This window comes from Microvirga aerilata (assembly GCF_016743775.1).
Classification (GTDB): domain Bacteria; phylum Pseudomonadota; class Alphaproteobacteria; order Rhizobiales; family Beijerinckiaceae; genus Microvirga; species Microvirga aerilata.
This window is the reverse complement of the sequence record NZ_JAEQMY010000054.1, coordinates 1-14,639: the sequence shown is the minus strand read 5'-3', so window position 1 is coordinate 14,639 and position 14,639 is coordinate 1. Positions and strand designations below refer to the sequence as shown.

Sequence of the window (14,639 nt, the reverse complement as noted above, 5' to 3'; positions counted from 1 at the left end):
AGGAGAGATCCAGTGACCATGAAAATCGATAAGCCCAATGACGGTCTCCTGTCCGTCACCACCGGCCCCATCCAGGGCTCACGCAAGGTCTATGCTACCCGGGAAGGGCGGCCGGACATCCGCGTTCCCATTCGTGAGATCGTTCTGACAGATCCCGATGAGCCTCCGGTCCGCGTCTACGATCCGTCAGGACCCTACACGGACGCCGATATGGCCATTGATCTCAGCAAGGGACTTCAGCTTGTGCGGGAGCCTTGGATTGCAGCCCGCGGCTATGGGGCAGTCGAAGCCCGGCCGGTGAAGCCGGAAGACAACGGCCACGTTCCTGCGGACAAGCTCGTCGCACCATGCCCAGCCGAGCGGGTGGTGCGCCGCGCGGCGCCAGGCCAGATGGTGACTCAATACGAATTCGCGCGGGCAGGGATCATCACTGAGGAAATGATCTACGTCGCTCATCGCGAGAACCTCTGTCGCGAGGCGATGCTGGCAGGAGCCGAGGCAAAGATAGCCGACGGCGAGAGCTTTGGGGCCTCTATCCCGCCTTTCATCACACCGGACTTCGTGCGCCAGGAGGTCGCCCGTGGGCGCGCCATTATACCGGCCAACATCAATCACCCGGAACTGGAGCCGATGGCGATCGGGCGCAACTTCCTGGTCAAGGTCAACGCCAATATCGGAAACTCGGCGGTCGTCTCGACAGCGGCAGACGAGGTGGAAAAGCTCGTCTGGGCGATTCGCTGGGGAGCCGACACTGTGATGGATCTGTCCACCGGACGCAACATTCACAACATCCGCTCCTGGATCATACGCAACGCGCCGGTGCCCATCGGCACGGTGCCGATCTATCAGGCACTCGAGAAGGTCGGCGGCGATCCGGTAAAGCTCGATTGGGAGGTGTTCAAGGACACGCTCATTGAGCAGGCTGAGCAGGGAGTCGACTACTTTACGATCCATGCGGGCGTGCGTCTTCCCTATGTGCCGCTGACCGCAAAACGTGTCACGGGCATCGTTTCCCGCGGCGGCTCGATCATGGCGCGCTGGTGCTTGGCACATCACAAGGAGAGCTTCCTCTACGAGCGCTTCGATGAGATCTGCGACATCATGCGGGCTTATGACGTATCCTTCTCGTTGGGTGACGGCTTGCGTCCTGGCTCCATTGCCGATGCCAACGACGCAGCGCAGTTCGCCGAACTAGAGACGCTGGGCGAACTCACCAAGGTCGCGTGGGGCAAAGGCTGCCAAGTCATGATTGAGGGACCCGGTCATGTTCCGATGCATAAGATCAAGGTGAACATGGACAAGCAGCTCCGTGAATGCGGAGAGGCACCCTTCTACACCCTCGGCCCGCTCACCACAGACATTGCTCCCGGATACGATCATGTCACGTCGGGCATCGGTGCTGCTATAATCGGCTGGTTTGGAACAGCGATGCTCTGCTACGTGACGCCGAAGGAGCACCTGGGGCTTCCGAACCGGGATGATGTAAAAACAGGTGTCATCACCTACAAGATCGCCGCCCATGCGGCGGACCTTGCCAAGGGGCACCCGGCGGCACAGATGCGGGACGATGCCTTGTCCCGGGCACGCTTTGACTTCCGCTGGGAGGATCAGTTCAATCTCTCCCTCGATCCAGATACGGCTCGCGCCTACCATGACGAGACCCTGCCAAAGGATGCGCACAAGGTAGCGCATTTCTGCTCAATGTGCGGCCCGAAGTTCTGCTCGATGAAGATCACACAGGATTTACGGGCGGAGGTGGCGGCGATGAGCCCTGAGGCTCAGGAGCAATTGGCTGGTATGCGTGTCAAGAGCCAGGAGTTCTTGGAAAGCGGCGGCAAGCTCTACGTCGACCAACCCTGAAGTCGCGCATGTGGTGGACATGGCCGCTTGTCGAAGGGGTGCGTGTCCACCACGAAAGGACGCCGTCCCGCCTGAACTGGCTGGAATTTTACGCTCATGTGCTTTCTCCCATAGAAGCCTAAGGCAGGAGCGCTGATCTAATGGTAGCTCTTGGCACGCGCCGGCCGTTCGGCTTGAGGCTGCTTGAGCCTCAGGTCCGGACCTTGCCCCATGACAGGTCGGAGGCTCTGAGGCGGCTCATCGACGGGCCGCCTCAAGCGGTCAGATTTCTACCTGTTCGGCAATCAGAAGGGCGTCGTCGACGTCAATTCCAAGATACCGAACTGTGCTCTCAATCTTGCTGTGCCCCAAGAGAAGCTGGACCGCCCGGAGATTGCCAGTTCTCCGATAAACCATTGAGGCCTTGGTGCGCCGGAGTGAGTGGGTGCCGTAGGCGAGGGGATCCAAGCCAATCGCGCGGAGCCAGGATGCCAGCAGGCGGGCGTACTGGCGCGTCGTCATGGGCCTCGCTCGATTAATCCGGCTTGGAAAGAGCGGCTCGCCCTTGTGCAGGTCCTTCTTCTCAAGCCAGCGCCCTACAGCCTCCCGGGTTTGTTACGTGATCTCGAACTGAACCGGCCGGCCTGTTTTCCGCTGCATGATTGTGGCTCGAGATCGCACCCTCCCATTTAGGGCTAAATCATCGACCCGAAGGGCGACTAAGTCGCAGGCGCGCAGCTTGCTGTCGAGCGCTAAATTGAACAGCGCCAGATCACGGATGCGATGAGCAACCTGAAGCCTGACCCGAATGGACCAGATCTCCTTCGCTTTGAGAGGCGGTTTGGGTCCAACCAGCTTGCCATGGTTCCAAGGTGTCGTGGTGCGGAGAGGATGGTCAGCGATCCCTTCTTGCATTGCAGTGCTCCTGAAACGAAGCCCCCTAATAAACCTTGGCCGTTTGTGCCGACAGGAAACCCAGCCTGAGCATTCCTCAAAGCATTCGTCAGCTTACCAGGCCAAGCCAGACGTACCGCACCTTGCGCCGATCTCCTGCTCGTGACCCGAAGCTGACTCGGACTGATCCGAGTCCTGTGGTTTTGGTACAGCACAATGCTCGCAGTTCACCCAGTGCCATTACCCCAAGGTGTGCGTGACCTATCCACATCGACCGTTATTGAGAGCGGTCTGAGTCACTCAAGCGCGCGAACCGCCCGGGCGGGCAACCGAGCCGCTTGCGAAACGCTGTGCTGAAGGCGCTGGCGGACTCATACCCGATCTCATCCGCAATGCGGTCGAGTGTCTTCGCGCCTCGTGTGAGCGCATCTTTGGCTAGCGCCATCCGCCATCGAGCCACATATTCAATCGGCCCGCACCCGAGCGTGTCCCCAAACCGAGATGCGACGGCTGACCGGGACATGCCTGCCATCTTGGCCAGTTCAAGGACCGTCCACCCCGCGCGGATGTCGGCGTGTACCGCGCGCAGAACGCGTGCCAGAGCTGGATCCCGCATGCCATTGAGCAGACCTGAGGGTATGGCATTTGGATCAATGCTGCGCCAGCGGAGCGCTTCCACAAGCAAGACCTCCAGGAGCCGCTGCAAAACGATCTCCTTGCCTGGGTCTTCGCATGCGCACTCATCCGCAATCAGTTGGATGACACGGCCGAGCTTGCCTGTGCGCCCCTCGGAGGCACGGATGTGGATGATGTCTGGCAGGAGGGCGAGCATGAGGGGTGCATTGACCTGCTCTATCCGGAATGTCCCGCCGAGAGAGACGAAGTCAGGTGCACCTTCCTGGTCCCCATGTCGAACAGCAGAGCTTACCGGCTCCCGCGGCTCACACTCAACTCCCGGGTGGCTGTACATTGAGAAGGCTGGGGTGGAAGGCACCAGCAGGAAGTCGCCCTTTTGGATCTTCACAGGCTCCTTACCCTCAAAGGCAACCCAGCAATCCCCCTGCAGGATGAGGGTAAAGCCGGGGGCATGGTGAGCCGCATAGCGAACACCCCAGCGCCCACGGCCTGTGATGGGCTTTGAGACTGCAGTGCTTGGGCGGAGCAGGGCAATGATGTCGCTGAGGGGATCCACTTTGGACAATCCATAATCATTTACGGACATAAGATTGTGGATCGTCCTAAGCCTGATGTCTAGGTTGTGTCCATCGAAACGATGGAGACCTCACATGCCAAAAACAATTCTCATCACCGGCACATCTTCCGGCTACGGCAAGGCAGCGGCCGAGCTCTTTCTCGCTCACGGCTGGAACGTGGTCGCTACGATGCGGCGGCCGAATCCAGGTGTGTTTGCTGATGGCTGGGAGAGACTGAGGGTGTTGGCGCTTGATGTCACGAATGAGCAGAGTATCGCCACCGCGATCGACGCTACCGGGGGCGAGTTCGGCGCAATCGACGTCTGGGTGAACAATGCCGGCATCGGCCTTGCATCCGGTGTTGAAGCAACGCCAGACCACATGATCCGGGAGGTCTTCGAGACCAACACGTTCGGCGTGATCGCAGCTTGTCGCGCCATCATCCCTCAGAAGCGCAAGCAGGGCCATGGGGTGATCGTGAACGTAACGTCGAGCGTCACGGTCGGCGTGATGCCGCTGGTTGCCGTCTACACCGCCAGTAAGTGCGCCGTTGAAGGCTTTACCGAGTCGCTCTCGTATGAACTGGATGGGTTCAACATCAAGGCACGCTTGGTCGAGCCTGGTTACGCGCCGACAACGAACTTCAGCAGCAACGGCAGCGCCCGGATGCAGGGCTTGATCCCGGATGAATACTGCGATTTCGCTCAGGCCTGCTTCTCGCGCTTTGGCAATTATCCCACTGCCTTTTGCACCGAAGCAGAGGTTGCAGACGCCGTCTATGCCGCCGCCACGGATGAGCAGTTCAAAATCCGCTACCCCGCTGGGGCGGATACGAGACTTCTCGCAGATCTGCGGTGGAGCACATCAGAGAAGCAGTACCAGCAGAAAATGCAGGAGATGTTCGGTCCGAACTGACTGGGATCTCCCCTAGCCGGACATGATTCGTGTTGTCTGGCCAATGCTTAGCCATGTCACACTCAGAGGCGTGGCAGCCGAATCCGCCAAACACCCTAATCGTTTGGAACATCCAGAATGTTCTGCCCCCGGCATCTTGGTGCAAGTATGGGTTGACCGGCCAGACCGGCTTATAAGACTTGGCCCGGAGTTCGCCGCATGCCGCAATTTCCGATTGCCGCCCGGCTGGTGAGGAGCTGACTGGATACACGGCATAACACCGCTTCGCCTATGGGCGGAGCGGCTTCCCCAATACGCCGCATCATCTGGCCGAACGGCTTTGTGACGCCGGGGACCGTCACGCCGGATGGATTGAAATTATCCTGCCAATCCAACTCGACACTACGCAGCGATATGCGATCTAGCGGCGGTTGACGGCATCGATTGGATGGGCGAACGAAATCAATGGAGCGACGAGTAAAGAAGCCTCGCTTCTCCCATCGGCACGATCTCAGGTTGCCCAATCTTTGATGTCGGCGAACTTACCTGCAGGGTTAGACTGCCGGACGCTTGGAAAGCTCACGCGCCATCTCCAAGAATGCCTTCATCCCAGCCGATAGATGACGTCGCCCGGGATAGTAGAGACATGGACCTGGATATGGAGGCGTCCAATCCTCCAAGACCCGGATGAGGCGTCCCGCCTCGATGTATAGCAGAACTTCCTGTTCCATGGTGTAGCCCACGCCCGTCCCCTCAAGCACTGCTGTCCTCACCAAGCTTGCCTCATCGAGCGTGATCGATCCTCGCACATCGATCTGCACCGGTTCGCCGTCTTTCTCAAACCGCCACTGGTATACGGAGCCGTCAGGCAAGCGGACCCGAATGCACCTGTGATTGAGAAGATCCAGAGGAACGACCGGCTTGCCATGCTGCTCGAAATAATCAGGAGACCCCACCACAGCATGTCGTTGTGGCCAGCCGAGCGATACCGCAATCATGTCGCTTGGTACGAGGCTGGCGACCCTTATGCCGAGATCGAAGCCGTCCCGAACGATATCGACCATCCTTCCGTCAGTCACCAAATCGACATTCATATCCGGGTACCGGCGCAGGAACTCGAGTACCAACGGGGAGATAATAGCACGCGCCGCGAAGGGCGCGGCATTGATCCGTATCGTTCCTGAAGGGGTTTTTCGCTGGGAGCGAACCGCTTCCAGCGCGACGTAAATATTCTGGAGCGACGGTGCAACCTGCTCGACAAAAAGCTTTCCTGCATCTGTGAGCGAGACGCTGCGGGTGGTTCGATTGAAGAGACGAACGCCGAGGTCAGCCTCGAGCTTTGCAATTGTATGGCTCAACGCAGTGCTGGACGTCCCCAGATCAATAGCGGCTGCTCGAAACGTCCCACGCCGTGCAATGGCGATGACCGACTCCAAATCTCTCAAACCCGCCTGTTCCATTGTCCCGATCTACTCATCTCCACATACGGCTTTATCCCACTTATCGGCGTAATCGTCGAGCCCTAACTAGCAGTCATGAGTAAGCTGATAGGGAGAAACCTATGAATATGCCTGATGTGGTGAAGGCGTTCTTCGAGGCAGATCGCCGAAACGATGCGGATTCAGTAGCTAGGACTTTTGCGGTCGACGCCGTCGTCGTGGATGAAGGCGCCTTCCACCAAGGTGGGGCTGCCATTCGAGACTGGTGGGCGGAAGCGAAACGCAGGACCCAGTATGTCGCTGAACCCTTGGATGTCACGGTCAACGGCGATCGATCGTTCGTTCGAGCCAGAGTCAGCGGCCGGTTTCCGGGGAGCCCCGTGACGCTAAGCTACGCCTTTGCCATCGCAAACGACAAGATTGCCAAAGTGGAGATCCGGTGATGACCGACTTTCTCAATCTGACTGGCAAGCGCGCACTCATCACGGCAGGAAGCAGGGGCGCTGGGGCAGCGACCGTTGGCCTGTTTCGGGAACTCGGCGTGCGGGTGCTAACGACTGCTCGGGCGCGACCGGACAACCTGCCCGAAGACTTGTTCGTTGAAGCCGACCTGACAACCGAGGAGGGATGCAGGGCCGTCGCAGACACCTCCCGTCAACGCCTTGGCGGCGTCGATATTATTGTTCATATGCTGGGCGGCTCGTCTGCGGCCGGTGGTGGTTTTTCAGCGCTCACTGATGCCGAGTGGTGCAAGGAGTTGTCTCTTAACCTTTTCCCCGCTGTTCGGCTGGACCGGCATCTGGTCCCGGACATGGTCTCTCGGGGAAGCGGCGTGGTCATACATGTCACGTCCATTCAGAATGTGCTGCCACTTCCGGAATCGACAACGGCCTATGCTGCAGCCAAGGCTGCGCTTTCTACCTACAGCAAGGCAATGTCAAAGGAGGTATCTCCCAGAGGTGTACGGGTGGTCCGGGTGTCACCGGGCTGGATTGCGACGGAATCATCCATCGACCTCGCCGAGCGCTTGGCGAAACAGGCGGGGACCGATCTCGAGGGTGGCAAGAAGATCATCATGGACGGGTTGGGCGGAATACCGATCGGACGCCCGGCCGAACCGGCCGAAGTCGCAAGCCTGATCGCGTTCCTGGCCTCCGAACGCGCCGCTTCGATCACCGGTACCGAGTACACGATCGATGGGGGTACGGTGCCTACGGCGTAAGGGAGGACACCCGTTCTACACTCAGGCGGGAGCGTCCCATCCTTCGATCTGAGAATAAATAGCATCACGGAGATGGCGCACGTCACGGTTTAAAGCCGCAAGCCTCTGCGATCTCATTGAGCGCGCCGCATGCTAAAAACCCTTTTGTGTGAGGGTCAGCCGCTTGCATTGTCTCTCAGGGCTATAAAAAATAGGTAACCCGAAGTAGGTGCAATCAAAATGTACTCCGCAAAGAGGGGTCATGCGCATACTCGAATAGGTACCAAAGTCGTGAATGGCTTAGTTGTTTACCTATTGGTTGCTTCGCTCGCCTGCCCTACCTGCTTCCCAGCAGTGTATGCGGCTCATTAAGCTTATGGGGATCCTCATGTCACCTAACCCGGTTGGACCTTTGCTGAAAGCGACCTTTCGTCTGCTGTCCACCAGTGCCTTGGCTGTTGCTTGTCTTGGCGAGCCGGCCTGGGCACAACAAAAAACGATTACAGTTGCGACACACTACACCGACGAGCAGATGCGACCATTGACAGCCTGCTTCCGGCGCTATGAAGCCGAGAACCCGAACATTAAGATCGTTCACCAACAAGCGACCTTTCGGGACTTCTTGCAAACGATCCTGACCTCACGCATCGGCGGACGCTCGCCCGATATCTACAATGTCTACAGCATATGGGGCGTCCAGCTCGTCTCGAATGGGGTTCTCGCCGAACCACCTGCCGACATTGTCGATTTCGTCAGGCGTGAGTACGAGGCCCGCACTGTCGATGCGGCGACCGTCGACGGCAAGATCTGGGGAGTTCCGGCTGAGGTCAGCACTTATCTGCTCGTCTATAACAAGAACCTTCTTAGAGAGGCAGGTTATTCCGCGCCGCCGAGGACGTGGGATGAGCTTGCCGCGATAGCCGCAAAAATCTCAAAAGCTGACGCGCAAGGCAAGCTTACAGTGGCAGGCTATGCGTTTGGCCCCACGCCAGCTAACGCTGTCCACCCTTTCCGCACGCTGCTTTTCTCGCGGGGTCGTTCCCTGTTCACTGATGACCTGCGCTCCACAAACCTAGCAACGCCAGAGGCCGTGGAAATCGTATCTAAACAGGCCGAGATCTTCCGCAAGAATGTCACGAATTCATCTATCCAAGTGCGTGATTTCCCGAGCGGCTCGGTCGGCATGATGATTACAGCAAATTGGTTCAAGGACACGCTCCGCCAGGGGCTAGGTGACAAGTTCGAGAGCACGGTGGGGGTCGCCCCAATCCCAGGAGGAGACGATTGGCGCACTTATCAGTATTCCTTTTATTATGGGGTCGATGCGCGCAGCCCCTCCAAGCCAGAAGCATGGCGCCTGGTACGCTGGCTCAACACACCATCCGAGCCGGGCAAACGTTCATGCGTGGGCGACATGTTGATGACCATGGGAGGGCTGACCGCCAACAAGGCTGACATCGCGGCGTCGCAAGCCGAAGTGAACGCCCCCTTCACAAGACCCTACATGGAGGCGATCAGCTCAGGCAGAGCAATCTCGGAAAAGAACGTACCGCAAGCCTCCGAGATCGAGGTCACCATTCGTGGTGCCATCGAGGAAGCGTGGCTCGGGCGCCAAGACCCGCAGAAGGCTCTCAGTGCCGCCAACGCACAAATCGAGTCGATCCTGAAAGAGGCGCGGTGAATGCGATAAGCAGGTGCCACGGGAGTCTTGTTGAACTGTGCCGCCGCTCAGCCTCATCCCCGCAAAAATGTTGACCCAAAGGACGGCGCCGTACCTGTTTCTGGTGCCTGTGCTTTTGTTCGGTCTTGTCTTCTTCGCTTTGCCACTAGCCGCTTCCCTTTACCTGAGCTTCACCAGCTGGAACTCCCTCGTATCCCCGCGCTGGATCGGGTTGGCGAACTACGAGCACCTTTTCACACGCGACCCCCTGTTTCTGAAAACCCTCCTTAATACCCTTGTCTTCACGGTCGGTGTGGTCGGCATCGGCGTCCCGGCCTCGCTTCTTCTCGCCGGGGTCTTCTCGCGGAGCCGATACCAGGCGCTGTGGCGCTCGATCTACTCCCTGCCCATGGTCACCAATGTCGTCGCCGTGGGCTTCATCTGGTGGTTTGTCCTGGCGGACCCCTGGGGCGTTCTGAACCGTCTTTTGGCGCTCATCGGAATTGCCGGGCCGGCGTGGCTCAACGATCCCTCAACGGCCATGATCGCGGTTGTGATGGTGTTTGTCTGGATGCATCTTGGCCAAAACATGCTGCTGTTCTCCGCCGGGCTCGGAGCCATTGACGAGTCCCTTCACGAGGCGGCGCGGATTGACGGCGCCAGCGAAACCCGGATCTTCTGGAGCATCACCCTGCCGCTGCTGCGGCCCACTATCCTGTTTGTGCTCATCACCAGCGTCATCACCGCCATCAGCTATTTTGCTTTGATCCTTGTGCTGACGGAGGGCGGGCCGGTGAACAGCACGAACGTCACCGCACTCTACATCTATGGCATGGCCTTCACGGACTTGCGCTTGGGCCGCGCATCGGCAGCTGCCTATGTGCTGCTTGTTGTCATCTTCCTCGTCTCCCTCCTCCAACTGCGTGTTCTGCGACGCGGTGGCGTGGAGGCCTACTGATGAGGATGCCCTCGCACGCAGCCGGAACCGCTCGGGCAGTCGCGGCCAAGTCCAAGGTGACGGATGATGCAGGGGGCACAGCGGCCCTTCCTCAAAGGGGGCGCAAGTGGGCGGTCTGGACATTCAAATACGGCATTTTGGGCCTTGGCGCCGTGATTATGATCCTGCCGTTTGCGGACATGCTGATCGGTGCGCTGCGCACGCCGGCCGAACGACTGGCCCGGCCCCCTGTTTACTGGCCCGCAGTCCCACAATGGCACAACTTCGTCCGGGCATTCACCGACTTGCCGATGGTCGCCTGGCTCACGAACAGTGTTATCGTGACAGGAGCCATCACGGTGGTACAGCTTGCCACCAGTGCGCTTGCAGGCTTTGCGCTCGCTAAGTACCGCTTCCGGGGTCGGGATCTAATTTTGCGCTTTGTTCTCGTCGCGCAGATCTTTCCGTTCTTCCTTTTCATCATTCCGATGTTCTTTATCCTGCGCTATTGGCCATTCGCGGGCGGCAACGACTGGCTGGGACAAGGAGGAACAGGCCTGCTCGACAGCTACTTTGCCCTGATCCTACCCTTTGCCGTGTCCTGGTACGGCGTTTTCCTAATGCGCCAGTTCATGATGACGGTGCCGGATGAGCTTCTCGATGCCGCACGGATTGATGGTGCAAGCGAGTTCGGTCTTTTCTGGCGCATAGCCCTGCCGCTGGTGCGTCCAGGAATGGTGACGCTCGGGCTTCTTGTCTGGATCTATCACTGGAATGAGGTGATCTGGACCATGACGGTTACGCGAGCGGCCCCTGAACTTCAGACCGTCACCGTGGGTATCCAACTCCTGCGCAGCGAGTTCTTTGACGAACGCAATCAGTCATTGCAGCAGGCAGCACTTGCTGTGTCCGTCCTGCCGGTCATCGTGCTCTTTTTGTGCCTGCAACGCTTCTACGTTCGCGGTCTCAGCATGGGCAGCCTTAAGGGGTGAACCCGTGCAGTGATGGCAGGTCCTTCAGAGGGAACAATGACTGATGATCTGAAACGCAGTGACCTGCAAGTTAATCTCGCTCGTCTGTCTGGTCGAAATTACGGCGAGGAAGGCATCCCGATGATCCTGATGCTTGAAGACGGGCCCAGCCTCGTTGCCGGAGTGGACCCAACTTCCGCCTATCTTAGGCCATTGCTGCGCGAAGGTGCCAAGACTTATGGCACTCACAAGAGTGAGCACGGTGCTGTAGACCTTTTGCGCCTAATCGAGTGGATCGCAGACCGCACGTTTGGTCCGGGCGCGCTCGCTCAAGTTAGTGATGAGGCGCGTGATGCTTGAGCTCGATGCTGTTGCAATGGCCTTCGAGACCGGAGCTGTCATCCGCACGGTCAATTTCCATCTCACGCCAGAACGGCGGGCAGCGGAGTACGACCGGCAGTTTGCGCTTTACGCCCAGTACTTCGATCCAGTCACAGCCGAAGACCTGGACCGGGTGATGGCAACCGGCCAGTGGCGTAAACCCAAGCCTGGCCTGATCCTCGCGTTCTACAACGGGTACTGTAATAACTTCGACGTGGCACGTCCGCTTCTTGATCAACACGGATTGGTAGGATGGTTTTTCGTAGTCACAGGCTTTGTCGGCGCAGCTGATCAGTGGAGCTTTGCTGCGGATCACAACATCACCTGCGGGAGTGATGTATCACCAAGCAGTCGGATCGCCCTCTCGTGGGAGGAGGTTGCAGCTCTGGATGGTCCTCATGTTGTCGCGAGCCATACGCGAACCCACAGCACTGCGTCGGTTGATCTGGAAAGACTCCGGGACGAAGCCGGTGGTTCACAAGACGATTTCTTACATAGGCTAGGGCATCCTGTCCGCGCTATCGCCTGGAATGGCGGCGCAGCTTATGGTGAGCACCCGGCGGCTGATCAAGCCGTTGATGCGGCAGGCTTCCAGTTTGTTGTATCCAACCTCCGGATTCAGCGTCTGCGAGACTGGACTTGATCACGTATGGGTGGTGGTTACACCGGGAGCTTTCCAGATCACGTGCGAACCATTGAGATCCCGCTCACAAGAATGACACCCACGAAGACGATGAAACCGACAAAGGTGATGGGGAAGCCATCCCGCTTGTGGTGGGCGATCCCGGTCTTGAGGCCGTTCTTCCAGCGATGAAAAGTTTCCTGTCGCCGGGCCCAGGCAAGCTGTGCTGGCGTTAAGGGAGTCCCGGAAGCCTCCTCGCAGGTCCCCAGCATGGCCATGCCAGGATCAAACACCTCCGTCTTATCACCGCTTGCGCCACTATCGATATCCGCCTTGAGCATTGCGGCGGTTGGGGCGTCCGAGTCAGGCGGCTGATCAATGGGATTGATCGTGTGAGTCGGAGGGATGTCGGACTTTGTCATGGGTTGTTTCCTGACAAGGTAAGGTGAGCAGGGCCGCAGGCACGCCCTAGTGGCGTCCGACAACCGAGCTGGAATAGGACGGTTCCGAAAGTCAGTGCCTCAGATCCCCAGAATCTCCGCAACGTGGTGAGCCTCAGGCTCGCGGTAGAGCGGGTAAAGAGGGCCGACCATCCGATCCACGGCAGCAGTGTCGAGCAGAGGCTGCCGACCACCCAACCGATCAAAGGCCTCCGGAGACAAGCGAACAGGACGGAGTTCATTCGTTGGCTCGCCAAACCGGATCAGGGGGCTATCGCGCTCAATGAGCTTGCGCGTATTCCGCTCTCCGATGCGGTAGTAGCTCATTGTCTCCACCTCAAGCCCTGGCACTATCACCTTCACAACCGCAATGGAGCGGTCCCGCGGGGAGCAGTCCACGTAAATCACGTCAAAGCCTGCCGCCTCTAGATGATTACGAGCGACGCGCCCGCGCTCGCGGGTGTCAACGCAAGGCGTTCCAGGCAGCTCCCCGAAACTCTTGAGGCCTTTGTTCGAGAAGACAGTGCCTCGAAGTGTATCCTTGAGCTCGAACGAACTCATCCGAGCCCATTCGAGCATTGCAGCCAAAGCCCGGTTCTCGGCATTCTCCAGGCTAGGGCCAGCAGTCTGCAGGAAAGCCTGAATATGACCTGGCGGAGCCACCCTTTCAGCCACAGCACGCGGGCCATGCGAGTATGCCTTGCGCACCCGCGATGAGCAGAACTCCAGCAGGGCCTTGCGAAGCGCATGCTCCCGGTCCGGATCGCAGGCCTCCCCGCAGGCAGAGAGTATGATCGGGACCGGTGGCTCATAAGCATCCCGCTCAAAGCCGACAACGTAGAGATTAGCCAAGCCAAACTCATCGGTTGCGTACTTCGCCTGAACCTCAATGCCGAGATCATCGAGATGGCTCAGGAGCGCTCGGGTCTCAGGCTCAAGGTCCTGTGGTAGGTCCAGAAGGATGCCTTGGTCGAGAGCGCGGAAGAGGAGACCATTACCATCCCGCTGAAGACATTCGAGCAGTCCGTGACCAAGCGCCCAGTCAATGTCGGGCCCGGCGCCGAGGCCATTGGTAATCAGGGTTGTGAAGGGCTGGTAACCCAGCGGCAGCTCGAAGTAGTCCAAGGCACCCACATCCATCGGCACAAGGACCGGCTCGCCCGTCCGCGCCCGAACGGCCTTGATCCAGGCCAGTGGTGTGTCTCGATTAACGGGGCTGCCTGCGGGCAGACACAGAGTCAAAGGGTCGGTAATGCCGGCGTTGCCGACCCTGAGGACCAGCTCGTTGTATGACCCCGTCCAGTGGGGCTCATCGACAAGCCGCAATGTTGGACAGATCATCTCCGCCATTTCGGCAATCGCGCCGATCAGCGCCTCTCCGTCCGTGGTGCCGTACCCGTAGCCCGAGGGCATGGCGCCGGGAAAGTCCGCCGCATTGTCTAGGAACAGCGCAACTTCCCAGACCGCAACGCCCGTTTGGTCCAGCGGGGTAAGGGGAAAGGCAGTATATTGCCCCCTAGGTAGAGCCTCGGCGTAGCGTCGGGCTGCATCAGGGAGATCGTCGGGAAGACCAGGGATAGGCATGGGGACCTATTAAGTTGTTTGCATGTGTCTTGAGAGTAAGCCGTCGCCCACCCTCGAAAGAGGAGCTAGCGTGCTAATTCCCAGTGTGAAGATGCACCTAGGCGCAAAAGCTTTCCCTGAAACGCTTAACGGACTCCACAGTAGAGGAGCTTGTTTCTGCGCCGATTGCCTGCGTGCTCTGCTTGCCGCAGCGAGCTCACACGCCAAGCTGGCGAAGATTGCGGCCGTTGATGCTGCAATGGAGCAAATCCGCGCAGGATCAAACCGCGCATTCAGACCTGCGGGAGGTTGAGTCGGCTCCATACAGCTCTCTGATGAGCACACCATGGGAAATCATTGTTGATCCTGCAGCACATCTTACAAGCTGCGACGGCAGAATGGGCAGAATGGGCAGAATACGAGGAACACTGACCTGAGCCTCTTGTTGACGCCGCACGCGGGCGCATGGCCCGCGGTCAACAGAGGTGCCGTGATGCAAGTCGATAACCTTGAGACCCTCTACACGGCGTGTATTGCCAAGCTCAGAAACGCCGAACAGCAAGGATTGCAAGCCTATGACATGATGCTGCAAAAGGCGCGGCATC

13 protein-coding genes and 2 pseudogenes are annotated in these 14,639 nt (G+C 58.8%); 9 read left to right on the top strand and 6 right to left on the bottom strand.

The genetic code is table 11. From position 1 onward, the window contains the following. The first annotated feature begins 18 nt into the window (after positions 1-18). Complete coding sequence (gene thiC, locus JKG68_RS23350) at positions 19-1,860, top strand: phosphomethylpyrimidine synthase ThiC (protein ID WP_202063747.1); 1,842 nt, start codon at positions 19-21, stop codon at positions 1,858-1,860. A gap of 261 nt (positions 1,861-2,121) precedes the next feature. Here the strand turns inward: thiC and JKG68_RS23345 are convergent. Then, positions 2,122-2,754, bottom strand: a pseudogene (locus JKG68_RS23345) (tyrosine-type recombinase/integrase). A gap of 256 nt (positions 2,755-3,010) precedes the next feature. Further along, positions 3,011-3,955: an AraC family transcriptional regulator gene (locus JKG68_RS23340; protein WP_202063746.1), complete on the bottom strand. Its 945-nt coding sequence runs from the start codon at positions 3,953-3,955 to the stop codon at positions 3,011-3,013. A 64-nt stretch (positions 3,956-4,019) separates the two neighbouring features. On the opposite strand from JKG68_RS23340, the gene JKG68_RS23335 reads away from it, so the two are divergent. Then, the gene (locus tag JKG68_RS23335) at positions 4,020-4,841 is read left to right on the top strand and encodes an SDR family oxidoreductase (RefSeq protein WP_202063745.1); all 822 of its coding nucleotides are present in this window, start codon (positions 4,020-4,022) and stop codon (positions 4,839-4,841) included. Between the two features lie 533 nt (positions 4,842-5,374). Here JKG68_RS23335 and JKG68_RS23330 read toward each other — a convergent pair. After that, positions 5,375-6,280 carry a LysR family transcriptional regulator gene (locus JKG68_RS23330; protein WP_202063744.1) on the bottom strand — a complete coding sequence of 302 codons (906 nt, stop codon included), beginning with the start codon at positions 6,278-6,280 and terminating at the stop codon, positions 5,375-5,377. A gap of 101 nt (positions 6,281-6,381) precedes the next feature. On the opposite strand from JKG68_RS23330, the gene JKG68_RS23325 reads away from it, so the two are divergent. Together JKG68_RS23325 and JKG68_RS23320 are read left to right on the top strand one after the other, a co-directional pair. After that, positions 6,382-6,702 carry a nuclear transport factor 2 family protein gene (locus JKG68_RS23325; protein ID WP_202063743.1) on the top strand — a complete coding sequence of 107 codons (321 nt, stop codon included), beginning with the start codon at positions 6,382-6,384 and terminating at the stop codon, positions 6,700-6,702. Then, the gene (locus tag JKG68_RS23320; protein WP_202063742.1) at positions 6,702-7,481 is read left to right on the top strand and encodes an SDR family oxidoreductase; all 780 of its coding nucleotides are present in this window, start codon (positions 6,702-6,704) and stop codon (positions 7,479-7,481) included. Before JKG68_RS23325 ends, JKG68_RS23320 begins: the two co-directional genes overlap by 1 nt. A 21-nt stretch (positions 7,482-7,502) precedes the next feature. Here JKG68_RS23320 and JKG68_RS23315 read toward each other — a convergent pair. Then, positions 7,503-7,586, bottom strand: a pseudogene (locus JKG68_RS23315) (MarR family transcriptional regulator); the annotation flags it as partial. Positions 7,587-7,848: 262 nt separating this feature from the next. Between JKG68_RS23315 and JKG68_RS23310 the strand changes: the two are divergent. The 5 genes from JKG68_RS23310 to JKG68_RS23290 all read left to right on the top strand — a co-directional run bounded on the left by JKG68_RS23310 (position 7,849) and on the right by JKG68_RS23290 (position 12,052). Further along, a complete protein-coding gene (locus JKG68_RS23310; protein ID WP_202063741.1) occupies positions 7,849-9,141 on the top strand; it encodes an extracellular solute-binding protein in 1,293 nt (430 codons plus the stop codon). A 115-nt stretch (positions 9,142-9,256) separates the two neighbouring features. Then, positions 9,257-10,078, top strand: coding sequence for a carbohydrate ABC transporter permease (locus tag JKG68_RS23305; protein ID WP_202063740.1), 822 nt, complete (start codon positions 9,257-9,259; stop codon positions 10,076-10,078). A 56-nt stretch (positions 10,079-10,134) separates the two neighbouring features. Next, positions 10,135-11,049, top strand: a complete 915-nt coding sequence (locus JKG68_RS23300) for a carbohydrate ABC transporter permease (protein WP_202063739.1) — start codon at positions 10,135-10,137, stop codon at positions 11,047-11,049. Positions 11,050-11,085: 36 nt separating this feature from the next. Continuing rightward, on the top strand, positions 11,086-11,388 hold the full coding sequence (locus tag JKG68_RS23295; RefSeq protein WP_202063738.1) for a hypothetical protein: 303 nt from the start codon (positions 11,086-11,088) through the stop codon (positions 11,386-11,388). Next, positions 11,381-12,052 carry a polysaccharide deacetylase family protein gene (locus JKG68_RS23290; protein WP_202063737.1) on the top strand — a complete coding sequence of 224 codons (672 nt, stop codon included), beginning with the start codon at positions 11,381-11,383 and terminating at the stop codon, positions 12,050-12,052. Before JKG68_RS23295 ends, JKG68_RS23290 begins: the two co-directional genes overlap by 8 nt. Positions 12,053-12,090: 38 nt before the next feature. On the opposite strand, the gene JKG68_RS23285 is transcribed toward JKG68_RS23290, so the two are convergent. Further along, positions 12,091-12,453, bottom strand: coding sequence for a hypothetical protein (locus tag JKG68_RS23285; protein ID WP_202063736.1), 363 nt, complete (start codon positions 12,451-12,453; stop codon positions 12,091-12,093). A gap of 99 nt (positions 12,454-12,552) precedes the next feature. Then, positions 12,553-14,055, bottom strand: a complete 1,503-nt coding sequence (locus JKG68_RS23280; RefSeq protein WP_202063735.1) for a YcaO-like family protein — start codon at positions 14,053-14,055, stop codon at positions 12,553-12,555. Positions 14,056-14,639 lie beyond the last annotated feature (584 nt).

Excerpts from the sequence above, each read along its gene's own strand:
- JKG68_RS23335 (WP_202063745.1), top strand. The coding sequence starts at position 4,020 with ATGCCAAAAACAATTCTCATCACCGGCACATCTTCCGGCTACGGCAAG.
- JKG68_RS23325 (WP_202063743.1), top strand. The coding sequence starts at position 6,382 with ATGAATATGCCTGATGTGGTGAAGGCGTTCTTCGAGGCAGATCGCCGA.
- JKG68_RS23280 (WP_202063735.1), bottom strand. The coding sequence starts at position 14,055 with ATGCCTATCCCTGGTCTTCCCGACGATCTCCCTGATGCAGCCCGACGC.
- JKG68_RS23340 (WP_202063746.1), bottom strand. The coding sequence starts at position 3,955 with ATGTCCGTAAATGATTATGGATTGTCCAAAGTGGATCCCCTCAGCGAC.
- thiC (WP_202063747.1), top strand. The coding sequence starts at position 19 with ATGAAAATCGATAAGCCCAATGACGGTCTCCTGTCCGTCACCACCGGC.
- JKG68_RS23295 (WP_202063738.1), top strand. The coding sequence starts at position 11,086 with ATGACTGATGATCTGAAACGCAGTGACCTGCAAGTTAATCTCGCTCGT.
- JKG68_RS23310 (WP_202063741.1), top strand. The coding sequence starts at position 7,849 with ATGTCACCTAACCCGGTTGGACCTTTGCTGAAAGCGACCTTTCGTCTG.
- JKG68_RS23330 (WP_202063744.1), bottom strand. The coding sequence starts at position 6,280 with ATGGAACAGGCGGGTTTGAGAGATTTGGAGTCGGTCATCGCCATTGCA.
- JKG68_RS23320 (WP_202063742.1), top strand. The coding sequence starts at position 6,702 with ATGACCGACTTTCTCAATCTGACTGGCAAGCGCGCACTCATCACGGCA.
- JKG68_RS23290 (WP_202063737.1), top strand. The coding sequence starts at position 11,381 with ATGCTTGAGCTCGATGCTGTTGCAATGGCCTTCGAGACCGGAGCTGTC.
- JKG68_RS23285 (WP_202063736.1), bottom strand. The coding sequence starts at position 12,453 with ATGACAAAGTCCGACATCCCTCCGACTCACACGATCAATCCCATTGAT.